The sequence below is a fragment of the Algoriphagus sp. 4150 genome (genome assembly GCF_031457395.1).
Lineage (GTDB): Bacteria > Bacteroidota > Bacteroidia > Cytophagales > Cyclobacteriaceae > Algoriphagus.
Genome location: NZ_JAVDWS010000002.1, coordinates 279,487 through 305,100, shown reverse-complemented (window position 1 = coordinate 305,100; position 25,614 = coordinate 279,487). Strand labels below are relative to the sequence as shown.

General features: G+C 44.3%; 14 protein-coding genes. 4 read left to right on the top strand and 10 right to left on the bottom strand.

The window, feature by feature from the left end; genetic code table 11:
- Window positions 1-179: 179 nt before the first annotated feature.
- Together polA and radA are read left to right on the top strand one after the other, a co-directional pair.
- Window positions 180-3,008, top strand: a complete 2,829-nt coding sequence (gene polA / locus J2X69_RS04580) for a DNA polymerase I (RefSeq protein WP_310099138.1) — start codon at window positions 180-182, stop codon at window positions 3,006-3,008.
- A 201-nt stretch (window positions 3,009-3,209) separates the two neighbouring features.
- Window positions 3,210-4,583, top strand: coding sequence for a DNA repair protein RadA (gene radA, locus J2X69_RS04575; RefSeq protein WP_310099135.1), 1,374 nt, complete (start codon window positions 3,210-3,212; stop codon window positions 4,581-4,583).
- A 282-nt stretch (window positions 4,584-4,865) separates the two neighbouring features.
- On the opposite strand, the gene J2X69_RS04570 is transcribed toward radA, so the two are convergent.
- From J2X69_RS04570 to J2X69_RS04525, 10 genes are all read right to left on the bottom strand, one after another.
- Window positions 4,866-5,726: a phosphoenolpyruvate hydrolase family protein gene (locus tag J2X69_RS04570; RefSeq protein ID WP_310099132.1), complete on the bottom strand. Its 861-nt coding sequence runs from the start codon at window positions 5,724-5,726 to the stop codon at window positions 4,866-4,868.
- Between the two features lie 277 nt (window positions 5,727-6,003).
- Entirely contained in the window at window positions 6,004-7,221 is a 1,218-nt protein-coding gene (locus J2X69_RS04565; RefSeq protein ID WP_310099129.1) for a Tm-1-like ATP-binding domain-containing protein, read from the bottom strand.
- Window positions 7,222-7,296: 75 nt separating this feature from the next.
- Window positions 7,297-7,476: a hypothetical protein gene (locus J2X69_RS04560; RefSeq protein WP_310099127.1), complete on the bottom strand. Its 180-nt coding sequence runs from the start codon at window positions 7,474-7,476 to the stop codon at window positions 7,297-7,299.
- Window positions 7,463-8,422, bottom strand: coding sequence for a glycoside hydrolase family 43 protein (locus tag J2X69_RS04555; protein WP_310099124.1), 960 nt, complete (start codon window positions 8,420-8,422; stop codon window positions 7,463-7,465). Before J2X69_RS04555 ends, J2X69_RS04560 begins: the two co-directional genes overlap by 14 nt.
- Before the next feature lie 286 nt (window positions 8,423-8,708).
- Complete coding sequence (locus J2X69_RS04550; protein ID WP_310099119.1) at window positions 8,709-9,563, bottom strand: sugar phosphate isomerase/epimerase family protein; 855 nt, start codon at window positions 9,561-9,563, stop codon at window positions 8,709-8,711.
- A gap of 7 nt (window positions 9,564-9,570) precedes the next feature.
- The gene (locus tag J2X69_RS04545) at window positions 9,571-10,686 is read right to left on the bottom strand and encodes a Gfo/Idh/MocA family oxidoreductase (RefSeq protein ID WP_310099115.1); all 1,116 of its coding nucleotides are present in this window, start codon (window positions 10,684-10,686) and stop codon (window positions 9,571-9,573) included.
- A 121-nt stretch (window positions 10,687-10,807) separates the two neighbouring features.
- Window positions 10,808-11,536: a ThuA domain-containing protein gene (locus tag J2X69_RS04540; protein WP_310099112.1), complete on the bottom strand. Its 729-nt coding sequence runs from the start codon at window positions 11,534-11,536 to the stop codon at window positions 10,808-10,810.
- Between the two features lie 237 nt (window positions 11,537-11,773).
- Window positions 11,774-12,322 (bottom strand): plastocyanin/azurin family copper-binding protein, encoded by a 549-nt coding sequence (locus J2X69_RS04535; RefSeq protein ID WP_310099110.1) that lies wholly within the window; start codon window positions 12,320-12,322, stop codon window positions 11,774-11,776.
- Window positions 12,323-12,329: 7 nt separating this feature from the next.
- Entirely contained in the window at window positions 12,330-15,440 is a 3,111-nt protein-coding gene (locus J2X69_RS04530; protein ID WP_310099103.1) for a PVC-type heme-binding CxxCH protein, read from the bottom strand.
- Between the two features lie 274 nt (window positions 15,441-15,714).
- Window positions 15,715-19,791 (bottom strand): two-component regulator propeller domain-containing protein, encoded by a 4,077-nt coding sequence (locus J2X69_RS04525; RefSeq protein WP_310099101.1) that lies wholly within the window; start codon window positions 19,789-19,791, stop codon window positions 15,715-15,717.
- Window positions 19,792-20,559: 768 nt separating this feature from the next.
- Between J2X69_RS04525 and J2X69_RS04520 the strand changes: the two genes are divergently transcribed.
- Complete coding sequence (locus J2X69_RS04520) at window positions 20,560-23,712, top strand: TonB-dependent receptor (protein WP_310099099.1); 3,153 nt, start codon at window positions 20,560-20,562, stop codon at window positions 23,710-23,712.
- 17 nt (window positions 23,713-23,729) lie between these two features.
- Window positions 23,730-25,598, top strand: a complete 1,869-nt coding sequence (locus J2X69_RS04515; RefSeq protein WP_310099097.1) for a RagB/SusD family nutrient uptake outer membrane protein — start codon at window positions 23,730-23,732, stop codon at window positions 25,596-25,598.
- The last annotated feature ends 16 nt before the right edge of the window (window positions 25,599-25,614 follow it).

Below are 25,614 nucleotides of genomic sequence, written 5' to 3'. Positions count from 1 at the left end.
TTAATCGTGTCGATTTCATATGTTGTTTGATAATGGTTTAGCCCAGTTAAGAATCAAAATTGCCGCCAATGACTGTCAACCCATGTGGATAACAAAATATTTTGAGCCAGCCCTACCGGAAAATTTGTAACTTACAAAGCCTTAAAAAGACCTGTCTTTTATCCTAAAATCACCTTAAAATGTCCCAAGAACAGCCCTGTAAGCTTTTTTTACTTGATGCCATGGCGCTTATCTATAGAGCGCACTTTGCTTTCAGCAAGAACCCAAGAATAAACTCCAAAGGACTGAATACCGGCGTAATGCTTGGGTTCACCAATACCCTGCTCGAAATTGTTGAGAAGGAAAAACCTACCCATATTGGGGTTGCTTTCGATACACATGCTCCTACTTTCAGACATGTGCAATTCGAGGCTTATAAGGCTAACCGACAGGAGCAGCCTGAAGATATAGCCACTGCCATTCCCTGGGTTAAAGAGATCGTGAAGGCCTTCAATATTCCAATATTGGAATTGGATGGATACGAAGCGGATGATATTATAGGAACCTTGGCAAAACAGGCAGAAAAACAGAATTTCACTGTCTACATGATGACCCCGGATAAGGATTACGGACAATTGGTAGATGATCATATTTTCCTTTACAAACCTTCCTTCATGGGCAACGGTGTGGATATCATGGGACCGAAGGAGATTTGTGCCAAATGGGATATCGAGCGTGTAGATCAGGTGAGGGATATTCTGGGACTCATGGGTGATGCAGTGGATAATATTCCGGGAATTCCCGGCATAGGACAAAAAACCGCAGTTAAACTCCTAAAAACCTACGGGACAGTAGAAGAATTGGTAAAAAACACAGCCGATCTCAAGGGCAAGCAAAGAGAAAATGTGGAAAATTTTGCAGCACAGGGTCTTCTCTCCAAAGAATTGGCAACGATCAAGTGTGATGTGCCGATCACCTACGTTAAAGAGCATTTGAAATATGAGGGAATTGATGAGGAGAGAGTCAGGGCAATCTTTACAGAACTTGAATTTCGCACACTGGCTGCCCGCGTATTCAAAGGCACTGATAAGATCGCTGGAGTACAGAAAAATGAACAACTGGGTCTTTTTGGTGAAGCCCCTGCCCCTACCGTTTCCATTCCGGTGGAAGTAAAATCGGAAGATGAAACCATAAATGTAGCTGAACAGAAAGCCCCGGATACTATTCACAGCAACATCCAAAATTACCATAAAATCAAAGGGGAGGCTGAGATCAAAGAGTTGGTAGAATTTCTGGAAATCCAGAAAGAGCTTTGCTTTGACACGGAAACTACATCCGTAAATCCTATGGAGGCTGAACTCGTCGGGATTTCCTTTGCCTATGTCACTGGAGAAGCTTACTACTTACCATGCCCCGAGGACAGAAATGAAACGTTGGCTATCCTGGAATTGCTCAGACCGGTCTTCGAAAATGAAGCTATTCTGAAAATCGGGCAGAACATCAAATACGATATTCTGGTCTTGAAGAATTACGGTGTCGATGTCAAAGGAGTACTTTATGACACCATGCTTGCGCATTACCTGATCGATGCAGACGGCAAACATTCCATGGATTGGCTGGCAAAACAATACTTGAATTACGAGCCTGTTTCGATTACGGAATTGATTGGAAAAAAAGGCAAAAATCAGGGAAATATGCGTGATGTGGATGAAAACGAAGTAACCGCCTATGCCAGTGAAGATGCAGATATCACGCTAAGACTGAAAACAGAATTTGATCCTTTGTTGAAGGAAAATAACCTGACTAAGCTTTTTGATGAGGTAGAAAATCCTCTAATCAATGTGCTTGCGGACATGGAGTTTGAAGGCGTTCGTATCGATACAGGAAGCTTGGCCGAAATGTCCATCTTACTGGAAAAAGAAAGTAAAGATATTGAGAATAAGGTGTATGAAATGGCTGGAGTCCGCTTCAATCTGGCTTCGCCCAAACAACTTGGTGAGGTTCTTTTCGATAAATTAAAACTTGATCCCAAAGCCAAAAAGACCAAAACCGGACAGTATGCTACCGGTGAAGAGGTCTTGAGCAAGCTGGCCCATGAGCATGAAATCATCCAGAGCATTCTGGACTTCCGGCAGATGGTAAAGCTAAAATCTACCTATGTGGATGCTTTGCCTACCATGATCAATTCCAAAACAGGAAGAATTCATACTACATACAATCAATTTGTGGCTGCGACCGGACGTCTTTCTTCCATCAATCCTAATCTGCAAAACATTCCAATCCGGACCGACCGTGGCCGTGAAATCCGGAAAGCTTTTGTTCCAAGAGATGAAAATCACATTCTTCTTGCGGCGGATTATTCGCAAATTGAGTTAAGGATTATGGCCTCATTCTCCGGTGATGAATCTATGATAGAAGCTTTCCGGACAGGTCGCGATATTCATGCTACCACTGCAGCGAAGATCTTCCAAGTTCCGCTGGAAGAAGTGACCTCCGATATGCGTAGAAAGGCAAAAACAGCCAATTTTGGGATTATATACGGTATTTCCGCATTTGGACTTTCTCAGCGTTTATCCATTCCACGGGGAGAAGCCAAGGAGATAATCGATTCCTATTTCAAAGAATTCCCTGCTGTGAAAGAGTACATGGATGGAGCCATCGAAAAAGCCAAAACACACGAGTATGTGGAAACCATCCTCGGCCGTCGTAGATATCTCCGGGATATCAACAGTCGGAATGTAACCATGCGTGGCTTTGCAGAGCGAAATGCAATCAATGCACCGATTCAAGGCTCTGCTGCGGACTTGATCAAAGTCGCAATGATTGATGTGCATAAGTGGATGAAAAAGGAAAAGCTGAAGTCAAAAATGATTCTTCAGGTTCACGATGAATTGGTTTTCGATGCGCACAAGGATGAAGTGGAAATTCTCAAAGCAAATGTTCCGGGCCTCATGTCAAATGCAATCAAAATGGCTGTTCCTGTGGAAGTGGAAGTGGGTATAGGAACGGATTGGCTACAGGCACATTGATTTAGTAGTATAAAGACATAAGTACAAAGTATCAAGTACTTCGATGTTTAGCGTTCATCATTCGATATTCATTATTTAAAGTTGTAAGATTTCAAAATTGAAAAATTTGAAAATTACGAAGTGAGGCATTTCACTTGCTGATTGTATATCTGAAGTTCCAGAGGATCTCGTAATTCGTATTTCCAAAATCGCACTTCCCACATGGCTAAAATAAAAACCACCTTCTTCTGTCAAAACTGCGGTGCACAAAGCCCAAAATGGCTGGGAAAATGTCCCGCTTGTGGGGAATGGAATACCTATGTGGAAGAAGTAGTCCAAAAGGAAGAATCGGGCAAGGGAACGTGGAAATCGCCAACTTCAGGCACCAAAAAGGCCAGTGTCCCACAGAAAATCCAAGAGGTAAATTACGAAGCACAACCTAGATATGTGACAGGAGACGCAGAACTGGATCGGGTGTTGGGCGGAGGAATCGTACCCGGATCGCTTGTACTGATCGGAGGAGAGCCCGGAATAGGCAAGTCCACCCTGATGCTTCAGATTGCGCTGATTTTAACCGGAAAAAAGATCCTTTACGTCTCCGGGGAAGAAAGTGAGGCTCAGATCAAAATGCGTGCGGATCGGATGACAGCCAAAAATCCCGATTGCTACGTGCTTTCGGAGACGAATACCCAGCAGATTTTCCAGCAAATTGAGGCACTCAAACCCGACTTGCTGATTATAGATTCCATCCAGACATTGACTTCCCAGTATGTAGAGTCTGCTGCCGGCTCTGTATCCCAAGTCCGGGAATGCACCGCCGAGCTTATGAAATTCGCCAAAGAGACGGGAACACCCGTATTCTTGATCGGGCATATTACGAAAGACGGATCCATCGCAGGACCAAAAGTCCTGGAGCATATGGTGGATACAGTCCTGCAGTTTGAAGGCGATAGACACATGAGCTACAGAATTCTGCGAACTTCCAAAAACCGCTTCGGATCCACCCACGAACTGGGAATCTACGAGATGCGGGTGGAAGGTCTCCGACCGGTCGCCAATCCATCTGAAATTCTATTGACCCAACGGGAAGAGGTACTTAACGGAGTTGCCATCGGTGCAATGATGGAAGGAAACCGCCCTTTACTGATAGAAATACAGTCTCTGGTAAGCCCCGCTACGTATGGAACTCCCCAGCGAAGCAGTACAGGTCACGATGCCAAGCGATTGAATATGTTGTTGGCGGTTTTGGAAAAGCGTGGTGGGATGCGCCTTGGCCAGCAAGATGTATTTCTAAATGTGGCCGGTGGGCTCAGAGTGGATGATCCGGCTCTCGATCTGGCAGTGTGTGCCTCCTTGATCTCCAGCTACGAAGATACTCCTGTATCGGAACAGATTTGCTTTGCCGCGGAGGTTGGCTTGGGCGGAGAAATACGGGCTGTACACCGCATCGAAAACCGTATCGCAGAAGCTGAGAAACTGGGTTTTAAAAAAATTATTGTCTCCAAATATGCTGTTAAGGGGCTCGATCTTGACAAATACAAAATTGAGGTAATGGCTGTCAGTAAGCTGGAGGAGGTTTATCAAAAGATATTTTAGGGGGCTGGACAAGCGAATCACTTGTCCACATCCAGCGCAAGTCTTCAGACTTGTGCTGAACTAATTGCAGTCTTCAGACTGCTTTTTTGTGAATATGCTGATAGATTCTCCAGTCGAAACAAAGTGAAATGATTCATATACAAAGTAAACGCTTTGTATGAAAAACAGACACAGCGTTAAAAGTCGCAGTCTGAAGACTGCATTTCTGTAAGTCCAAGTCTGAAGACTTGGACTACTTAGCAAAATGGTCTGCGCGAAAACAGACCACGGCTTTGTGACTATTTACTTTATCATCAGCTTCTTAAACTCTCGCGTAAGATTCGTCAAGGATTCTTCCACGCCCATTCTTTCCAACGAAGAAGCACCAACGAATCCATGCACATCCGCCTTTTCCAAAATCATCCTAACATCTTCCGGTGTGTTAATAGGTCCACCATGCGCCAGAAAGAATAAATCAGGATTTACCGCTTTGGCGGCAGCTACGATTTCATTGGTTCGTTCTATCGCCTCATCCATGCTACAGCTCGCTCCTGTGACACCGATAGATCCTCCCACTGTCGTGCCCACATGGGAGATTATAGCATCTGCTCCAGCCTCTGCCATTTGCCTTGCTTCTTCAGCTGTTGCCACATAGACAATGGAGAATAAATCCATTTTATCCGCAATCCGCACCATCTCCACTTCTTTGTCGAAACCCATCCCTGTCTCTTCCAAAACCTGACGGAAATGCCCATCGACGATGGAATGCGTAGGGAAATTATTGATTCCGGAGAAGCCCATTTCTTTCACCTTCAGCAAATGATGCCATATCCTTCTGCGTGGGTCAGAACCATGTACGCCGCAGATCACCGGAATCTCCTCCACCACCGGCAGCACCTCAAACTCTCCTATTTCCATCGCTACCGCATTGGCATCGCCATAGGCCATCAGGCCTGCTGTAGAGCCATGTCCCGACATTCTAAATCTTCCTGAGTTGTAAATGATCAAAAGATCAGCTCCTCCTTTTTCTATAAATTTGGCAGAGATGCCTGTCCCTGCACCTGCAGCGATAATGGCTTTCTTCTGTGCTAAAGTATTTTTAAGTCGATCTCTTACTTCCTGTCTTGTGTATGGATTTCCCTTTCCAGTCCATGGATTTGGCATAGTTTCTATTTTTTATGGTTTTTCTTTTATAACCGCGGAGGTCACAGAGATTTCCGCAGAGAGCACGACTATTGAAAATTTATTCTCTTAATCCCTCACTTACTTTTCTTTTTATTTGCCTGCTTTAAATTTCCCGCGGATGAGCGCTGAAAAAGACGCAGATTCAGCAGATTAGAATATGGTTATCCTGCTTCTCCAGATGCAGGATTTGGTGTCTGCGTTATTCTCTAGTATTTACAGGCCACAGTTTGTCTCCACAGACCGAAATGTGCATTAACTACTTCATCATATCAAGCAATCTCTCCACCGCAGCCTTGGCTAATTCCCGGTCGTTGATATGAAAAGGCAAGTTGACAAAAGGTATTTCCGATTTCAAGTTTTTTTGAATGGATTTTGAAAGTGCCTCATTTGATTCAGGATTGTAAAATGCATTTCCCTCAGCATCAATTTGAGACAATCCCTTATCCGGGAAAAGAACTGCTGTTGGTCCTTTTGCTTGATTAAGTTTCTTGGCTAAAATTTTCCCAAGTGCCTCATTCTCTTCCGCATTTGTCCTCATCAGCGTAACTGTCGGCACCCAACTGTATAATTGGCGGCTCTGATATTTCTCAGGCACCGACTCCAAAGTGCCAAAGTTGACCATATCCATGCAGCCCGGCACGATCACTTGGGGAATTTTCATTTTGCCAGCCGCTTCCAATCTATTTGGTCCAGCGCTGCAAATCCCACCACATAGCTCATCTGCCAATTCAGTAGTTGTAATATCCAAAACACCCACAAAACATCCTTCCATTGCCAAACTTTCCATCGCCTTACCTCCCACTCCGTTTGCATGAAAGGTCATCACTTCATAGCCTTCAGCTTCCAGCAATTGCGTACAATAATCCACGCAGGTACCGGTATTTCCAAACATACTGATTGCTATCCTTTGTGTATTCGTTGTTGTCATGGGAATTTGCACTCGGCTCATGGCTACCAGTGCGGCAGCAGCCTGCTGTATGATCGGTTTGATGATGCTATTCAACGCCGCTACATCTACCACAGATGGCATCAGCAGCACATCCTTCACTCCTACAAGCTCTGTAAGATCCTTCGTGGCCAAAGTAGAAATACAGATTTTCGGTAATCCCAAAGGCAAAAACTGCATGGATTTCAGTGTAACGTAAGTGCCACTGCCTCCACCCATTCCGATCACTGCATCAAATTTCTTTTGCCTCCACAATTCTTCCAACACCTTTGCCGCGCCCCGCCCCATGATTTCCATCGCGTGTCCACGATCATTTTTATCCCGAAGAGCGGCCAGATTTGCACCGGCGGCCTCACAGATTCCCTCTGATTCAATGGTTACCGGAAAAAGCTCCGTTGTACCCAAAACCCCTACATTCATAGTCAAAACTTCCGCTCCCTGCGCTATAAGACTATCCCGTAGAAAAGCGAAGATCTCGCCTTTCGTATCGAAGCAGCCTAGCATCAAGATTTGTGGTTTTTGTGTCATTGTGAGTATTGCCTCGGTCTGTGCCTGTGCGCCGTGGAGCATCTCCACAGACCGAAACATTTAGATATTTAAGCTCTATATTTTGATGTGTTTTTCTCCATATTCCATCATAAACCATAAATCGTAGTGGTCTGTGAGGACACTGACCACTACGATGGAAATTGTACAGTCTTCGACTTCGCTCAGACTGACACTTACTCTACCTACCACTTCGGTCTCCTGTCTTCCCTCTTCCAACTTTTCAATCCACTTCAAGAAATTTAAAACTCCCTTTCTTCACTTCCAAAACATCGGCTTCATTTCCGTTTGATTTAAATTCCAATTCGATCAAAGCGGTTCTTCTCGGAGAGACTTCCCCGTCGGAGTTATGCGTATGAAGCACATATCGAAGTTTGCCTTTGGCATCCACGAAGAAATCTCCGTGACCTGGACCGTTGATACCTGCATCAGCTTTGTCGAAAATCGGATTAGAAGGGCTTTTTCCCCAAGGACCCAGAGGGCTTTCGCTCACCGCATAGCCCACTGCATAATCCGGGTTTCGGAAGTCATTGGCTGAATAGATAAAGTAGTACAAATTCTTATGCTTGATAATCGTGGGTCCTTCTGATACCGTCCAGTCCACGTTTTGGGTGTTTTCCCAAGGCTCTTCCGCATGAAAGCAGTAGGTCAGCGTCTCCTCTTTGATTCCTGAGAAATCATCTTTAAGCTCCGCTACAAACAGGCGATTTCCTTCCGTCAAGCGTACATGGTACAAGTATTTTTTCCCATCCGAATTAATAAAAACATAGGGATCAATCTGTTTTACCGGAGCGTCCAGATCCTTAATTTCCTTTTGGGTAAAGGGGCCCAGTGGACTGTCGGAGGTAGCGATGGCAATATGTTCATTGGCAGTGTAAGCCATGTAGAATACCCCACCCAATTCAAATACTTGCGGTGCCCAGAATCCTTTGTCCCCATAGGACTCGCCTTTTTTCAAGGCAAATCCATCATTTAACGCTGACTTTTTCCATGATTTTAGATTCTTGGAAACATAGACCTCAAAGCCTTGATTGCTGTCCTTTCCACTGGTCCCGTACAAATAGTAGATATTATCATGGAAGAATATAGTCGGGTCTGCAAGGAGAATAGGTCCTTTTTCGGGAGCTGAGAAGAAGCTAAGGCTAAGCCAAAATGCCGTGATAAGGAGGTGGGCTAAGTTCATGGTTTAATGGGTAATGATGTATTTATAAGCTTTTCCAAAGTTTGGAACTTTGGAAAAGCTAGTGATGTCCCGCCTCTAAAAAACCGAAATAGTGATGGTCTGTGGGACACAGACCACGGCTGTAATTTTTATAATATACTTTCCCCTTCGACTTTCATGCCTTCGGCAGACTGGCTGCTCAGGGTGACAAACATCGATATATCATTTCAATAAGTAATTAGATATGTCAGTCCGGGCGAAGTCGAGCACCATACTACTAGTTATTCTAGAATTAGAATAAACGACATTATCTATTCCCAAACTGCTTCTTATAAAAAGCCAATCCCTCACTGGCCAGTTCATCGGCACTATTCGCTAAGGGTCGCCAGATGCAAGTGGCTTTGGCCATTTCCTTCGACACCGCTCCGAAGGTTTCAATTACCATCGCTCCTTCATAGCCGATTTCATCCAAGGCTCCCTTGATCTCATCCCACGCCAAATTTCCAGTTCCGGGAGTCCCCCGGTCACTCTCATTTCCCTGCACATGACAAAGCAAGTCCTTGCCAACTTTACGGATGGAAGCAGCGATATTTTTCTCTTCGATATTATTATGAAAGGTGTCAAGCTGGATTTTCAGAAAGGATGAATCCACGGCTTTTACAATTTCCAACGCCTGATCTACCGTATTTACCATGTCACTTTCGAAGCGATTAAGTGGCTCCAAACCGAGCGTAATACCATATTCTTCGGCTGTTTTACTAGCTTTCTTCAAATTATCCACACACCAGTCTAACTCTTGCTTTTTCTGCTCAGCCGTAATGGATCGAAGTTTTCCCACTGCGGAATACAAGGGACCACCGAATAATGGGCTCCCCATTTTAGCAGCTATTTTGATGGAGTCCTCAATGTATTTCAAACCGTTTGCCCGGATAGCAGGATCCTCGCTGGAGATATCACGATCTTCACCGAATGCACCACTGATGCTCACTTGCAAACCAAGTTCATCAGTGAGTCTTTTCAATGCATCCCAATCCACCAAATCCTTGTCTTCGACAGGTACTTCGATGAGATCAAAACCCATCTCTTTTACCTTGTGCACGAGGTCAAAAGAATGGGTGTCGAAAGGCGACACCCATAAAAATGTACTTACTCCAAATTTCATCGACCGATTAATCAAAAGTTGGAACTTGGATTCTCTCACCACCTTTCATGGCTGACTCATGCGCACAAATTCCCGCACAGGTATAGTTGGCCGCAATAGCTGCATCCACGGCAGAATCACGCCCTTCCACGATAGCAGCGACAAATTCCTGCACCAAATGTGGGTGGGAACCGCCATGTCCTGCGCCTTGCAAGAAAGAAACGTGATTTGGATCGTCGATTGTCTGTCTTTTAGTAAAGTGCTTGATCGGCTCGATCAGCAAGTCGTCTGTGTCCGGCACATCGATTCTGCGGGCATTTTCACCTCCGTCAAAGATCACGTGGCTTTCGTCTTCCAGTTGCTCCCATTCGAAGGACATTTTGGTGCCATATACATCATAAGATTCACGGTATTGACGGACTACGTCGAAAAGAGAGCGTGTAGCTTCTGCTATTACGTCTGAGTTTTTCAGGGTAAATGTGGCAGTTTCCATCGCAAAAGGTGACCCGTGACGGCTTGCCAAATCCTCACTTAAGCGACCGGAACCGTGACAAACCACCGTTTCAGCTTTGGTATTGTTGATTCTGAGAAGTGGGGAAATCGCATGTGTACCGTTCAACATCGGTGGGAACCCTTTCCAGTATTCATCCCAACCCGGCATGCTCATATCCTGGATATGCGAACCCCGTACCATCTGAATTCTGCCCAGTTGACCGGTTTCTGCCAAATTTAATCCGTATAAAAATTCACGGGTATAAAGTGCAGTTTCCATCATCATATAGACTTTGCCCGACTTTCTTTTCGCATCTACGATTGCCGCACAGTCCTCTTTGGTCATTGCCATCGGAATCGTACATGCCGTATGTTTATTTGCATTTAGCGAAGCTAAAGTCATTCGGGCATGATCCGGCACGGGCGTCACAATGTGAATGGCGTCCACGTCATCACGTTTCGGCACATCGTCGAAATTGGTGAAACAAAGATTTCTGTCCAAGTTGAATTTGGTAGCCAACTCTTCAATAGTCTTGGGGTTTCTGGTACAAATACCAACAGCTTTGATATTTGGATGTGCTTGATAGATAGGAATAAACTCTTTGCCGAAACCCAGTCCGACTATAACTACGGTGATTTGTTTTTGACTCATTAGTATATGCTTTAGGTTTTGATTTTACTGTGGAAAAAAATCGGTTAAATTCGTTGAGAGTTTTTTGCCATTCAATTTTGGAGATGCCGGTCTGTGGAGACACAGACCGGGGCTTCATATTTTATTTAGATACCCACTTTACGGCGTTTCTAATTAGCGTTTTGTAGGCGTCCAGTTCATGAGAGGCTGCATCATGACCTAGGGCTATTCCCACTATTCTGGCTTTGGGATTCTTGACAATGAAAATGGAAGGAAATGGTTCAGTCTTTTCGTCGCTTGCATTGGCCAGAATTTCTATTCCTGGGCCATCCGTATCTACTTTGAAATAGTAAAGCTCATCATCCAAGGAGAAATTTTTAGGCATTCCCTTAGTCACAGGGTGCTTTTCGGTCAGGTCCACATTGAAATTCCCATAAGCATTATGGCCTCTGGACCCCCCGCTGACTATTGTTTTGTTGTATTCTGGCCAGTCGTTCCAGTTATACCAGATTGCGGGGTGTGCCAGGATGAGGCCTTTTCCAGCTTCTGCGAAAGCAAAAATTGCTTGGCGGGTAGCCTCGTCAGCGATAGGCTGATTGTTTGCCAGGAAAAGGACATCCATATCACCCAAATATTGCAAAATGGTGGACGGATCATCTGTGTAGGTAACTTCCGCCAAGCCATCTTTTTCCAAAGTCGCCACATCGGCGCCTTTGTACCAGGTGTCGAAATCGTGTGATGACCCACCGCCCACCATGAGTACTTTGATCGGCTTTTTATGAAAAGGCTTTCCTTTTGCATGAAGGCTCATTGAGATTCCTAAAACCAGTATCACGCTTAGTAAAGGAATCAGTGTATTTTTAAGGTTCATATTTTGGGATTAAGGTTTATGTTTTTACTATTTATGAATGTTGCTCATAGTGGGCATCTTGGAAATAAATTGAGTCTCCTTTTTTAAGCCTGGATCTTAGGGATACTTTTCACCTTTTACCACTTAACAGAGATTGCTTCATTCGTTCCTCATTCGCAATGACGCAAGAATTTGCTGACACTGATCACTGAAAACTGATCGTTTTGCTTCCGTCTTCGGTCTCCCCTCTTCCAGCTTTTATTCTTCAACCACCATGATGCCATTCATCATTCTCCAATGTCCTGGAAATGTGCACACAAAGGGATAATCACCCGGCTCCGCCGGTGCAGTGAAAGTCAAGGTATATAGCTCCTGCGGCCCGATCATCTTGGTAGCAAAAAGCACCTCGGGAATCTCAGGAACGTAGAATTTCTCCGAAGCTTTCGGGTCACGTAGCATCGCATCAGCAGCCGCACCGACTTTGTCCAGCATACCCGGTTTGGTGATCAGCAGGTTATGCTGCATTCCATCAAGATTGTCTATCTCCAGGATGATTTTGTCGCCCGCTTTCACTGTAAAGGTCTCTTGGTCAAACTTCATCATCTCCGGCACGATTTCAAGTAAAATCGTCGTTGCCCTTTCCTCTTCATTTCGCTGAATTCCGATGGTATTTCTTGCTTGATAGTTTTCGATACCCGGAGTTGCTTCGCAAAGTGCAATTGCTCCGGACACATTCACTTCTTCGGGATCAAACCAATGTCCAAACAACATCATGGCTATCATGGGAAATAAGGTTGCTTTAATCATGGTATTCTTATTTTAATTCCAGTAAAATATTTCTCAGGTTACCTTCAAAGCTGAATTCGTCTTTATAGACACCTACATTTCTATTTCCCCCGAAGTCACGTCCGGATCTTACACTGGGTGAAAGGTTTCCATTAAATGCGCCGCTGGCTTTTGCAGTTGCCACAGACTTTCCATCAACCAATATTTCCATTTTGCCGTCTTGAGCAAGAGAAGCCTGCACTTCATAGCTTTCAGGTAAGGTTGTATCGGTTGCTGCTTTGTATGATTTGCCATTTTGTATCACTATCCAGTGCAGCTTGCCCGCTTCCAGATAGAGACTGTAACCATTGTGGGAATCTCCATGTGCGATGATCACACCAAATGGCTCCTCATCTCTTCTTTGGGAGATTTGCGTGGAAATGGAAATAGCTTTGCCTTTGACCTCAGGAGAATACTGAAGAGTACTTCTTCTTCCCAGTTCATATTTCTCATCTTTCACAGCACTTATTAATCGATTGGTTAGATCCGTTTTTTCAGTACCTATAGCATCGATAAAGAATTTTCCCTGCTCAGCAGCTGCCGCAAAAATCGCCTTTTGCAACCAGTCATCTTTGGCATTTACAGCATCCAAACTTGCTTCATATAGCATCTTGCCTCCTTCAGCATTTCCGGGCAACTCTGCCAATTTCAATATTGCATGCATCCGCACATTCAGATTCTTGTCTTTCGTTAGCCCTGCAGACTTGATCACCTGAGTGCTGGCCTGATCATTTGCCAACACAGCGATGGCAGCTTTTCTTACTCCTGATGCAGGATGTGACAAAGCTTCAGTCGCAACTTTGATTGCTTCAGCATTTTTCCCCTCGAAAGCTCCCAATCCATGCAACGTCCATAAGGCATGTACTGCCGGGCTATTAAATCCGATTTCATCCACTGATTTATCATTGACGATTTTGTACAGCTCACCAAATACCTGTTGATTCCCGGATTCTACCAGCAATCGCTGCGCGGTCATTCTCCAGAACATATTGTCATTTTTCAAGGCTGCAATCAACGCTTTTGGATCATCCTTGGACAATTTTATAGCCTTACCCTTGTTCCCATCTTTGTAAACCACGCGGTAGATCCTTCCATGATTGGTATCTCTAAGCTTACTTTGAAAAGCATTGCCCTGTCCATGTGGCTGATCTTCAAATGGCAAAACCATTCTTGATGGAGCCTGACGCTCCACGAAAACATTGTGCTGAATGATGAAATTGTACCAATCAGCTATCCAGACGGCTCCATCAGGCCCAACTTCCGCCTGCACAGGACCAAACCACTCATCCGAGCTAGCCAGCAGATTCCAACCGTCTTTTTCCATAAAACCCGCTCCGCTTGGTTCGATGATCGCATTATGCGTCAGGCGGATCGTGGGCTCACTGACAAAGGCGATTCTATTCCAATATTCCTTCGGGAAATCTCTGGCAGTGTAGAGCTTAAATCCCGCAGCGGATGTAAATCCTCCTACTACGTCCACCTGTCTCAGATTTGGAGTCATCGCATGTGCATCGTAGTGTCCATCTATTTTCTGGATCGATTGGATTTCAAATTCAGGAGCTATTTCACCGGCTGCTGCTTTGGGGAATATCCGCTGCAAATATTTCGCAGGGATAGAATAATATCCCGCATGTGTATTATTTGCCGTGGACATAAAGACATTGTTGTCTTCGGAAAATCCCAATCCCCAGGTATTATTACTGGAACCGGCTAGGTATTCGAAGTTTTTCCCATCAGGATCAAGTCGATAGATCCCCTGTGGAAAACTCATCTGCTCGCCATTGATCGTACCATTAAATCCTGAATATCCAGTCACCCCCCAGATCTTATTGTCAAAACCGTATTGGAGATTTGATGGGCCTGCGTGGGTATCGTTTTTGCCCCAGCCTGTCATGATCACTTCCTTCACATCTGCCACGTCGTCGCCATCCGTATCTTTCATAAAGACAAAATCAGGCGCCATGGATACAATCACACCGCCGTTGGCAAACACCATACTCGTTGGGATATTCAGTCCATCGGCAAAAACGGTGAATTTATCAGCTTTGCCGTCACCGTTGGTATCCTCGCAGATTTTGATCCGGTCATTGGCTTGGCCATCGGTTTCTTTGAATGTATTCGGGTAATCCACCGATTCTACGATCCAAAGTCTTCCTCTTTCGTCCCATGCCATGGCAATAGGATTCTGGATATCAGGCTCAGAAGCGAAAAGTTCTATGGAAAAATCAACCGGTTTTTGGATTAACTTTTTGGATTCTTCCGGATCAAGTGGATCCTGAATTTTGGGAACTTCATATCGTTGGGTAAAGTCGGATATGGTCTCTTCATAGATCGAAACATCCGGAATATTCAATGCTACTACATTGGCTTTTACCTCATCTCCCATAGCCCAAAAAATACCGTTTTTCACCAATGCCAAAAATCCAGCGTTTTTCCATGTTCTCTCGTCGTGGCCGTAAGCTGTATAGAAAACTCTGCCTTTGCCCACATTTCTAACCCAAGTATACGGCTCCCTGTGATCTCCCTCCACACGCTCCATGAGCACAGTCATATCAGGATTAATCCGCTGATGCACGTAGGTTTCATCCCAGGTTGCAAATGGCATGAAACCCTGCATGATCGCATGATCGGATGAGATGGATTCGGCAGTAAACTCGCCTTCCCCATGCGATTCAAATTGTCCTCCGATAGTCTCTATGTACCAATCTGAATTTTTGAAACAACCTGCGGCAGAATGAAGCGGTATCAATCCTTTGCCACTTTCCACGAAATTTTTCATGGCCGCTTCCTGCTCTTTGGAAAGTACATCGTGATTGGCATAGATGACCAAACCGTCGTATTTGGCCAGATTATTCTTGTTTAGATCTTCAAGTTTCTCTGTATAAGTAATGTTGATGCCGCTTGCAAAAAGAGCCGTGGCGAGCCATGGCGCATACAAACGGGAATTGTGATGCTCACTGGCATGTCCAAGAAAAAGTACTTCTGCCCGTCTCGGCTCCGGACTTACCCTTGAATCGAAAGCAAGGGACAAGGAATTGTGACTAAGAAAAATAGTCGCAATCAGTAGGAAGAGAACATTGATGTTTCTACTTAATCGCATGTTTAATTCGGTTTATCAGGGTTTATCAATAATATGTTGAGACAATGTCTATACGTTGGTTCAACTTAGGCTGTAAAACTACCGATTGACATCGTGTTCGATTAGTCTCAAATCTTCAAAAAATAGCAAATTCCCAGCTTTTCGAGGAATTGGATTTTATAACGCATTGATTTACAATTGTAAGACATTTATACGCATTTTTTCAGCATTAACCCTTGAAGGGCTCTTTGCTCTAGGCTTATTTAAACCGGCGCACAGGCTTACTTCTTAGAACTCACAAGACATCGGACTTTTTGGAAAAATCCTTTGGTAGCTCCCCAAAATGTTTTTGAAAACATTTGGTGAAATAGGAAGGACTGTTGAAGCCCACCATTTCGCTGATCTCGGCGATGCTGTGCAGGCCATCACCGAGAAGCTCCGCGGATCTTTTCAGGCGAACCAGCCGGATATAGCCGTTTGGAGTGAGTTCGGAAATCCCCTTGATTTTGCGCAGCAAGCTTGATTGACTCATGTGCAATTGATCAGCAAGTTCGGATACGCCAAAAAGCTCATTTTCAATATTTGCCAAAATTGCTTCGTTGATTTTCTTCAGAAATTCCTCATCGGCTTTGGAATGCGCGATGGTATCCGAGTTCACAAGCGGAAGGCTGGCAAAGGCTTTTTTGATCTGATCCCGGTGCTGAAGCAGGTTTTTGATTTGTAGATACAGAAACTCCAGTGAAAAAGGCTTCTCCAAATAGACATCAGCCCCCATCTCCAATCCGGTGATCTTTGCATTCATATTGTTTTTGGCAGTGAGAAGTAGCACCGGAATATGGCTGGTCGCCAGATCGGATTTAATTCGTTCACAGAGTTTGAAGCCATCCATCTCCGGCATCATCACATCGGAGATCACCAGGTCAATCGGTTCCTTCGCCAGTACGTCGAGTGCCAGCAGGCCATTTGCTGCCTTGTGAATAACATATTTGCCTTTTAGTTTTTCCCCCAGAAACTGAAGTAATTCTTTATTGTCCTCTACCAATAGTATCGCGGGAAGACTTCCTTTTTTCTTAGGTGAAACGGTTTTATCTGCGGATACCTCTGAATCTACAGTGATTTTCACACCCGTCCCAGTATCATTTTCTTCATCGAAATGTATGGCTTCTTTTTGCTTGACCGGAAGCTCAAGTACAAATCGGTTCAGCTCACTATCACTGGATAGCATAAGAGACCCATGGTGCATTTCGGCAAGAGATTTTGCCAGTGGCAATCCCAAACCAGTCCCTTGTTTAGCTTTAGCATGAGAATTATCCCCGATTTGAAAGAAGGGTTCAAAGATTTTTTCAGCCATATCTTTTGGAATGAGATGGCCGTCGTTGGAAATTTCTATTTTGAAGCCATAAGGATGGTCGGGATCATAGTGCAAGCGAATGTGGATCATGCTCTCGGCATTTTTCAGTGCATTGATCAGCAGATTGCTCAGAATTTTGGTGACAGCTTCTTTATCCACATCTGCGAAAAGTGTCGTCGTGGATTTTTGGATCGTAAAGTTCAAGCCCGACTGACCGGCAGTGACTTTGAACCGGATATATAGCTCATCCAAAATTCCGCATATTTCAGTTTTGAGAAAGCTCAGCTTGAAGCCCCGCTGCTCAGTCTTGCGAAAGTCAAGAAGCTGATTGCTTAGATCAATGAGACGGTTGGTATTCTTCTCGATGATCAGGAGGTCATTTTTCACCTCTGGATCGCAGTTTCTATCCTTGCTCAGAATATCTTCGAGCGGCCCTTTGATGAGCGTCAGGGGCGTTCGGATTTCATGCGTGATGTTAGTAAAAAACTCGATTTTAGCTTCGTAGAGCTCTTTTTCTTTTTCGGCTTCCAGTAAATTAATCTGTACCAAATGCCGGTTATTTACCCTCCTTTTATACATGGAAATGAGCCAATAGGCGACCAATATCGTCAGCAACGCATAGAATGCATAGGCCAAGGGAGTGAGATAAAACGGAGGAAGGATGACGATTTTCAGCTGCACCTCCTCATAGGAATCTGTGACGGGGTTTTTGGGAGCCCGAACGATCAGCCTGTAATCCCCGGGAGGCAGGTAAGAGTAAGAAATCGTTTGTGAATCATTCATCTGTCTCCATTCCTCCTCCAATCCATCCATTCTGTAGGCGAAGTTCCAGCTTTGAGAATTGGTAAAGCCAAGAGATGCTACTTCAAATGTCAGGGAGTTTTGATCATGTTCGAGAATAATTTCATCTGTGAAGACAATGGATTTGGTAAGAATACCTCCATCAGGATCAATGGGAATTTCTTGGTTGAACAGCTCAACTCTTGTAAAGATAAGTTCCGGCTGAAAGTTGGGAGTTTCAATCTTCTCGGGATGAAAGGAAATCAGCCCGCCCTGCGATCCAAAATAAAGTGTTCCGTCTTCAGCTTTGTAACCGGAGCGATAATTAAACGGGCTGGGAATAAGCCCGCTTTTTTCATCATACAAGCGGATGGTCTCCGTGGAAGGATCAAACTGTATCAATCCTTTGTTGGAAGTTATCCACAGCACACCATGATTGTCCTCTATTATTTTGTAATAAGTACTTGCAGGAAAACCGCTCGAAACGCTATAAGTCTTGAACGTTTGATCTTTCTCATTGAATTTGGCAAATCCACCTCCTGTGGTAGCTACCCAAATCGTATGTTGGGAATCTTCGAACACGTCTATAATCGTGTGATGGGGAATACTTCCCTCTTTTGCAGGATCGGGAGTATATTGGGAAATCTCAAATGAGTCCGGATTTAGACGGATCAATCCATCATTGTAAGTTCCCGCCCAAATATTTCCGTTATGATCTTCCAGAATATTGTAGACAAAATAGTTTTTGAGCTCCTCTACCTTTCGGAATCTATCTTCTTGGACGCTGACAAACATCCCATGGGGAGTACCGAGCCAGACCCGATCCCTGCTGTCGATAAGTATAGAGAAGATATCATCGCTGGTCAATCCGGCACCCTGTGTGCCCGAATTGATTTTTTTTATTTTGCCCGTTCTTGCATCAATTATATTTAACCCTCCGGTGAAAGTCCCCACCAAGAGTTTGTCTCCTTTTTTGGCTAGTCCGTGTACATTTCTATAAGATAATTGACTATCTGAATCTCCTACCGGCAGATGCTCAAAAGTTCCAGTCTGTGGATCAAAGAGGTTAAGACCCGCGTCTTCCGTTCCTATCCAGATCCTGCCATCACCGTTTCCTACTATTTCACGCACTCTTCTCCCACTGATGGTATTGACATTGGTAATGGGATAATATTTTTCGAATTTTACGGGCTGATTTGGAAGGTAATTTACTCCTCCAAAGTAACTCCCAACCCATATTCCTCCTTCTGTATCCTTCCAAAGTGAATAGATTGCATTATTGGCTAAGGAGTAGGGATCATCTGCATTCTCCTGAAGGTGCTGATACGTTTTGGTGACAAAATCATAAATAAACAATCCGGATTCAGTCCCAATCCCCAACTCATTTTTGCTGAATTGAAACATATCCCGTACAAAAAGCGGAGCACCATTTTCATCGTTTAGCAAGAGATCAGTCACCTTTCCACTGCTTTTCTCCATTTTCTTCACTCCGGAATTCTTAGTACCAATCAAGATAAAATCTCCCCAGTCCTGTAGCCCTATGATAAAATCTTGCGGAAGTTTCTTCTCATCATCCATATACATGGCAAATGTTTCTGTATCCTCCTGAAAACGCCCTACCCCATTTCCGATAATTGAAATCCACACTACATTATTATCATCCACTTTGACACTGGAAACATCTCCCGCAGGAATGCTTCCTTTTTTGCCGGGATCATGGCTAAATAGTATCAGCTCTTTCTTCTCAAAATCAAATCTGAAAATTCCACGATTATTTCCACCTATCCAGATATTTCCAGCCTGATCTTCGGCAAGGGAAGATATGATGCCTGTGGGGAAGGTGCCATTTTCTGTTTTATAAGGCAATGGGGAGAATCTATCCAGAGTCTTGTCATATAAATAAAGCCCTTCGTCTGTTCCTATCCACAATATTCCATCACGGTCTTCGTGGATAGCATGCACATAGTCATTTCCCAAGATAGTTGAGGGGTCACCTTTGGAGTCTGTGTTGTAGCTTTTCCACCGCTGCCCATCAAACCTACTAAGCCCATACTTGGTCCCAAACCACATAAATCCCTCGCTATCCTGAAAAATAGAAAAAACGGAATTGTGGGATAGCCCGGCATAAACGTCATAATGCCGAAAGTAGTAGCGCTTTTCTTGAGCAAGTCCCGGGCCGACACTACAGAGCAGGAAACTCAGGCTTAGTAAACCTGCCAGTAAACTTTTGGACAAGGTCATAGGATTTTGGGTTGTGAATCTGAAATTATCAAAATTCAATTGCCCAACTCAGATAGATTGGAAAATTTACAATCCTCGAATGATAATTGGAGATTTCCTTTCATTTGCTGACTGAAAAGTTACAAATCCTCAACAACTGTAATTTTTTTTCGAAATCGATTGCGAGTGGTTTTAGTCATCGCTATACCAAATCCGCAGGACATGTAAGTTTTTAGGCACTTTCCGAACACACGCAGGCTTTCTTGTGAAAAAAAATAGCCACTAACCAATTTTTATTTTGAAAAGTTTACTTTTTGAAGGTTTTAAAGAAAGTATGCAGCGGTAAATCTTTCATTTTTTGAAGCTTTTTTGGTATAAGCTCGGTGAAGGGGAAATTACATTTATAGACTCGGAAAAAGAGCCATTTCTTCACTAAAATGCTTGGCTGCCGAAGTGGATATTTTACATTAAACCCTAAAGAAACCCAATGATAAAAAGCCTAACTCCTACCTAGCCAAATCCCTCGGCGCTTCGCTTAATCACTTCTGATCAGCGTAGTATTTCTTCCCTTTCCCAGCCTTCTCGATAGGGCCTTTTTCAAGGCTTCAGGGAAAATATTGCCAAAACCGAAGACCTATTTATTAACAAATTTTCTAACCCAAAATGATATCATATGAAATCGAGCATGTCGAAAACGACACACAACTTGTCCCGAACTTGCTTCGGGAGAGGGATGATTATTCACCATGCGAGATTCCATATGGCCTTAAAAAATTCAATTATAAACATATGAAAAGACTTCTTCTCATGAAATCTAGCCTGCTGCTGTTTATAAGTATGCTGGCTGTAATCCCACTGATGGCACAGACAGGCACCACCCTTCAGGGAACGGTACTGGAAGAGTCCTCTGGAGAACCACTGCCGGGTGTAAGTATCCTTGAAAAGGGAACCTCCAACGGAACCGTCACAGACCTTGACGGCAAATTTGCAATTACGCTAAAAAGTGAAAGTGCTGTACTGAGAGCTTCCTTTATTGGATTCAAATCTCAGGAAATAATAGTGGGGACTCAGACTGAACTGAACCTCAATATGGTAAGCGATCTAGGAAGTCTGGATGAGGTAATCGTAGTGGGCTACGGAGAGCAACAAAAAGAAACCATCACCGGAGCGATAGCCAATGTGACGAGCCGTGATATAGATAAGGTACCGTCTGCTACGGTTTCGGGAGCTTTGGCAGGTAAAATGGCCGGACTTTCTTTCCGTCAGCCGGATGGACGCCCGGGAGCAGGCGCATGGCTTCAGATCAGAAATATGGGAACGCCGCTCTTTGTAATTGATGGAATCCAAAAGGATGAAGGGCAATTCAACAATATTGCTCCCGGAGATATAGAAAGTATCACCATTCTGAAAGATGCATCGGCGGCAGTGTACGGATCCCGTGCTGCAAATGGTGTAGTAGTGGTGAAGACCAAGCAGGGCAGCAGGGGAGAAACTCCCACTATCAATATCAACGGCTATTACGGCTGGCAAAACTGGTCCCGGTTTCCTGATGGTGTGAACGCCTACGAGTGGATGCTGGGCAAAGCCGATGCGGATATCAATCAGTTTGGAAACACCAATATTACCGCAGAGGAGTTGGAAAAATGGAAGCAGGGCACTGAGTATGGATTTAGATCCTTTGATTGGAAAGACTTTATCATCAAAGGAAATGCTCCACAGAGCAATTTCAACGCTTCTGTATCCGGAGGTTCTGAGCGGACGAATTACTATTTATCGGTAACCCGATTTGACCAGAAGGCCGTGTTCTCAGATGAGTTTGAATTCAACAGAACCAATATTCAGTCCAATATCAATACAGACATCACCAACAAGTTCAAAGTGGGAATGCAGATCAATGGCCGAATCGAAAACCGCAACAATCCCGGAGTTCCCGGTCATGATGATTACTGGCAGCCAAGATTTGCGCTGTTCAGAAACAGACCTACCGAGCGACCCTATGCCAACGACAATCCGGATTACCCGGCGAATATCAACAATATTGAGACCAACTGGGCACTGCTAAACTATGACCGTACAGGCTTCTACGAAAACAAATGGCAGGTACTTCAGACCAACTTTACAGCAGAGTATGAGATCGTTCCTAGTCTGGTAGCTAAGGGATTGTATTCTTATTATTTGGCAGACAATATTTTCAACACGTTCGAATACACTTATGATGTCTATGGATACAATCCTGAGTCAGATGAATACTTTCGATCCGGTGGAAACGAGAACCCTTACCGTGACCGCGGACAGGAAAAGATCATGGAAAATGTATGGCAGCTATCTTTGAACTACAATAAAACCTTTGGTGATAAGCACAACATTTCAGCCTTATTCCTAAACGAGCGGATCGAGCGCACCCGCCTTTATAATTTCTTACACTCCGTACCAACGAATAATTTCTTGGACATTATCAGATTTGCCGATACAGACACCTATAATGATGTGCGAGAGGAAGAAGCTAGAATAGGCTATGTAGGCCGTGTAAACTATGACTATGCAGGAAAATACCTGTTGGAAGTAGCGGGTCGTGCGGATGCTTCTTGGAAATTTTCTCCTGACAATCGCTGGGGGTTCTTCCCTTCAGTGTCTGCGGGGTGGAGGATTTCGGAAGAGGCATTTATGGATGATTTCGCAGCACAGCTGGATTTGGATGAATTGAAGATCAGAGCATCTTATGGGCAGCTGGGCGATGATAATATCAACATGGGAATTAATCGAAATGACCCAAGATATATTACCCCTTTTGATTATCTGAGAGGCTATCAATATGGAATAGCCACGGTGATAGTAGATGGGCAAAATGTGCAGGGATCAAGGAATACAGGTCAGCCGATTGATAATCTATCCTGGTTTGTAAGTTCAATAGCGGATATAGGATTAGATTTCTCTTTTGGCAGTGGAAAAATCACCGGTGCAATAGATTATTTTCAAAGAAAAAGAACAGGCCTGAGAGGGATAAGAAATGACATTTTCCTGCCTGCAGAACTTGGCTATGGACTTACCGATGAGAATCTGAATTCCGACTCCCATTCCGGAGCTGAGATCGCAGTAAATTGGAATGGGAAAGTCGGGGACTTGGTATTCAGAATAGGTGCAAATGCCTCTTATGCCCGCAGCAAATTCCTAAGCTCCTACAACCCAACCTTCAGCTCTTCTTGGGATCACTACAGAAACTCCGGTGAAAATAGATACAGTGGTATCTTCTGGGGCTATGAGGTCATCGGTCAATTTGAATCCTACGATGCAATCAATGACTATCCCGTAAATATCGACGGACAAGGAAATAAGACCTTGCTTCCTGGAGATTTTATCTACAAGGATATCAACGGAGATGGTAAAATAGACGGATACGACGAACGCCCAATCGGCTATCAATCTGCCGGACAGCCAATCATAAACTTTGGCTTAAACTTTAATTTTCAATACAAAGGATTTGACCTGACCGCCGACTTCTCCGGTGGAGGGATGTACTCTTACAACCAAAACTGGGAGATGAGATGGCCTTACCAGAACGGTGGCAACCTCCTGACAGCCATGTATGAGGATCGTTATCACAGAGAGGATATTCTGGACATCAACAGCCCGTGGGTAGCAGGAAAAAATCCTCCACTGAGATTCAATACAGGAGGACACAGTAATTACAACAAGAATTCTACCTGGTGGCTTACCAATGTAAAATACCTGAGAATGAGAACACTGGAGGTCGGTTATACCCTTCCGGAGAAACTCCTGAACAGATGGAATATGTCCAGAGCTAGAGTGTTTGTAAGCAGCTACAATCTATTTGCGCTTGACAATGTAAATCAGTTTGGAATTGACCCTGAAATAGCAGACGAAAACGGCCTGCAATACCCACAGAACAAAGTGGTGAATGTGGGATTCAACGTATCATTCTAAGTAAACCCGAACCAACAATGAAAAACTTCAAATACATATACTTGGTCATTTTTCTGGCAGCTGCAGGATGTAGCAATGACGAGTTTCTAGACAGAGAGCCCACTGATATTCTTGGTGAAGAGCAGGTGTGGGGCAATGAAGATCTGGTCTTTTCCGTGCTGGCCGATCTGTACAATCGCCTCCCGGACTATCAGGGTCTGGAAAACTGGTGGGAATATACCAATTTCGATGAGGCATTTGCGAGCAATGCCGGCGATTATGGGAGACATCAAAATCAGGAATATAGCTATGGAGACTGGGGAATGTGGGATTATGCCTACATCCGTGACCTGAATCTATTTATAGAAAGATGTGAGGCTGCGACGGCGTTGTCCACAGAATCAAAGGCCAGCTTCTTAGCCGAAGCCAAATTCATCCGTGCCATGGTATATTTCGAGCATGTGAAGCGAATGGGCGGCGTGCCATTGATCTTGGAGTCCATGGAATATGACTACAGCGGTGACCCTACCTACCTTCAATACCCCAGAGCGAAAGAACATGAAATCTATGATTTTGTAATAGCCGAGATGGAAGATGTGAAAGATGACCTTCCAAACGGCAGTACCAAATCGAGAGCAACTAAAGGAGCAGCATTGGCTTTGGTTTCAAGAGCAGCTTTGTATGCAGGCTCTATTGCAAAGTACGGTCAGTTGACTCCTGAGGTGTCCCTTCCAGGTGGAGAAGTAGGAATTCCCAACAGCATGGCAGATGCGTATTATACCACTGCTTTGAATGCTTCTGAAGAAGTAATGTCACTGGGAACGTACGAACTCTATAACCAGGATCCCGACAAATCAGAGAACTACACCAATATCTTCCTGAATAAAAGCTCGAACAATGAAGTGATTCTTGCCAAAGACTTCTTGGTGCAGGGAAGAACACATGGATTCACCATAGAAACCATCCCTCGCTCCCTTAGAGAAGAAAATACTTCCGGCGGCAAATTAAATCCTTCACTCAATTTGGTTCAGTCTTATGAATTGCTTGATAACACCTTTGCCGAATTACCCACAAAGGATGCCTCAGGAAACCCGATCTACTACGACGATCCAATGGAAATTTTTGCCGGAAGAGACCCAAGATTATTGGGAACAGTGATCGTACCCGGCTCATCCTTCAGAGGTAAGAAAGTGGATATCTGGGCAGGATATAAGCTGCAAAACGGTTCGGTCATCACTTCAGATCAACTGGGTGGACAGGCACAACTGCCCGGAAGCTCCTCATCTGTGCAAGTCGTAGGTTTTGACGGACCGATAGACCAACTGGAATGGTCTGCGCAGAATGGTTTCTATCTTAGAAAATATGTGGATACATCTGTAGGCTCAGGACAAAGAGGAACCGGTTCGGCGGTTTGGTTGGTAAGATTCAGATTTGCTGAGATTCTCTTAAATGCTGCTGAAGCTGCCTTCGAACTGGATCAACTGGACAAAGCCGCTGAGTATATGAACCAGGTGAGAAGGAGAGCTGGGTTTCCCGTCGATCTAACGCCAAGCGAGATTGATTTTGACAGAATCGTACACGAAAGAAAAGTGGAATTGGCTTTTGAAAACCATATTCTTTGGGACAAAAAGAGATGGAGATTGGCGCATCGGATCTGGAATGGAGTAAGCACTAATCTCACCAATAATCCGGGAGATGCTTTGGCTGTAAGCACGAGAGTTTTCGGACTGAAGCCCTACAAATACTACGAGCCCGGCTCACCGAATAACGGCAAGTGGATTTTTGAAGAATTTGTGCCTGCACCGGTATTCAATGCTCACCGGTTCAGATTGGGCAATTATTATTCATTCATCAGTGATGGTGTGAGAAATAACAATCCGAAAATCATCCGAAACCCAAATCATTAACTTCCTCTAAACTCAA

What these genes read in the sequence shown, in the direction of transcription:
- polA (WP_310099138.1), top strand. Translation starts at nt 180, where the DNA reads ATGTCCCAAGAACAGCCCTGTAAGCTTTTTTTACTTGATGCCATGGCG.
- radA (WP_310099135.1), top strand. Translation starts at nt 3,210, where the DNA reads ATGGCTAAAATAAAAACCACCTTCTTCTGTCAAAACTGCGGTGCACAA.
- J2X69_RS04570 (WP_310099132.1), bottom strand. Translation starts at nt 5,726, where the DNA reads ATGCCAAATCCATGGACTGGAAAGGGAAATCCATACACAAGACAGGAA.
- J2X69_RS04565 (WP_310099129.1), bottom strand. Translation starts at nt 7,221, where the DNA reads ATGACACAAAAACCACAAATCTTGATGCTAGGCTGCTTCGATACGAAA.
- J2X69_RS04555 (WP_310099124.1), bottom strand. Translation starts at nt 8,422, where the DNA reads ATGAACTTAGCCCACCTCCTTATCACGGCATTTTGGCTTAGCCTTAGC.
- J2X69_RS04550 (WP_310099119.1), bottom strand. Translation starts at nt 9,563, where the DNA reads ATGAAATTTGGAGTAAGTACATTTTTATGGGTGTCGCCTTTCGACACC.
- J2X69_RS04545 (WP_310099115.1), bottom strand. Translation starts at nt 10,686, where the DNA reads ATGAGTCAAAAACAAATCACCGTAGTTATAGTCGGACTGGGTTTCGGC.
- J2X69_RS04540 (WP_310099112.1), bottom strand. Translation starts at nt 11,536, where the DNA reads ATGAACCTTAAAAATACACTGATTCCTTTACTAAGCGTGATACTGGTT.
- J2X69_RS04535 (WP_310099110.1), bottom strand. Translation starts at nt 12,322, where the DNA reads ATGATTAAAGCAACCTTATTTCCCATGATAGCCATGATGTTGTTTGGA.
- J2X69_RS04530 (WP_310099103.1), bottom strand. Translation starts at nt 15,440, where the DNA reads ATGCGATTAAGTAGAAACATCAATGTTCTCTTCCTACTGATTGCGACT.
- J2X69_RS04525 (WP_310099101.1), bottom strand. Translation starts at nt 19,791, where the DNA reads ATGACCTTGTCCAAAAGTTTACTGGCAGGTTTACTAAGCCTGAGTTTC.
- J2X69_RS04520 (WP_310099099.1), top strand. Translation starts at nt 20,560, where the DNA reads ATGAAAAGACTTCTTCTCATGAAATCTAGCCTGCTGCTGTTTATAAGT.
- J2X69_RS04515 (WP_310099097.1), top strand. Translation starts at nt 23,730, where the DNA reads ATGAAAAACTTCAAATACATATACTTGGTCATTTTTCTGGCAGCTGCA.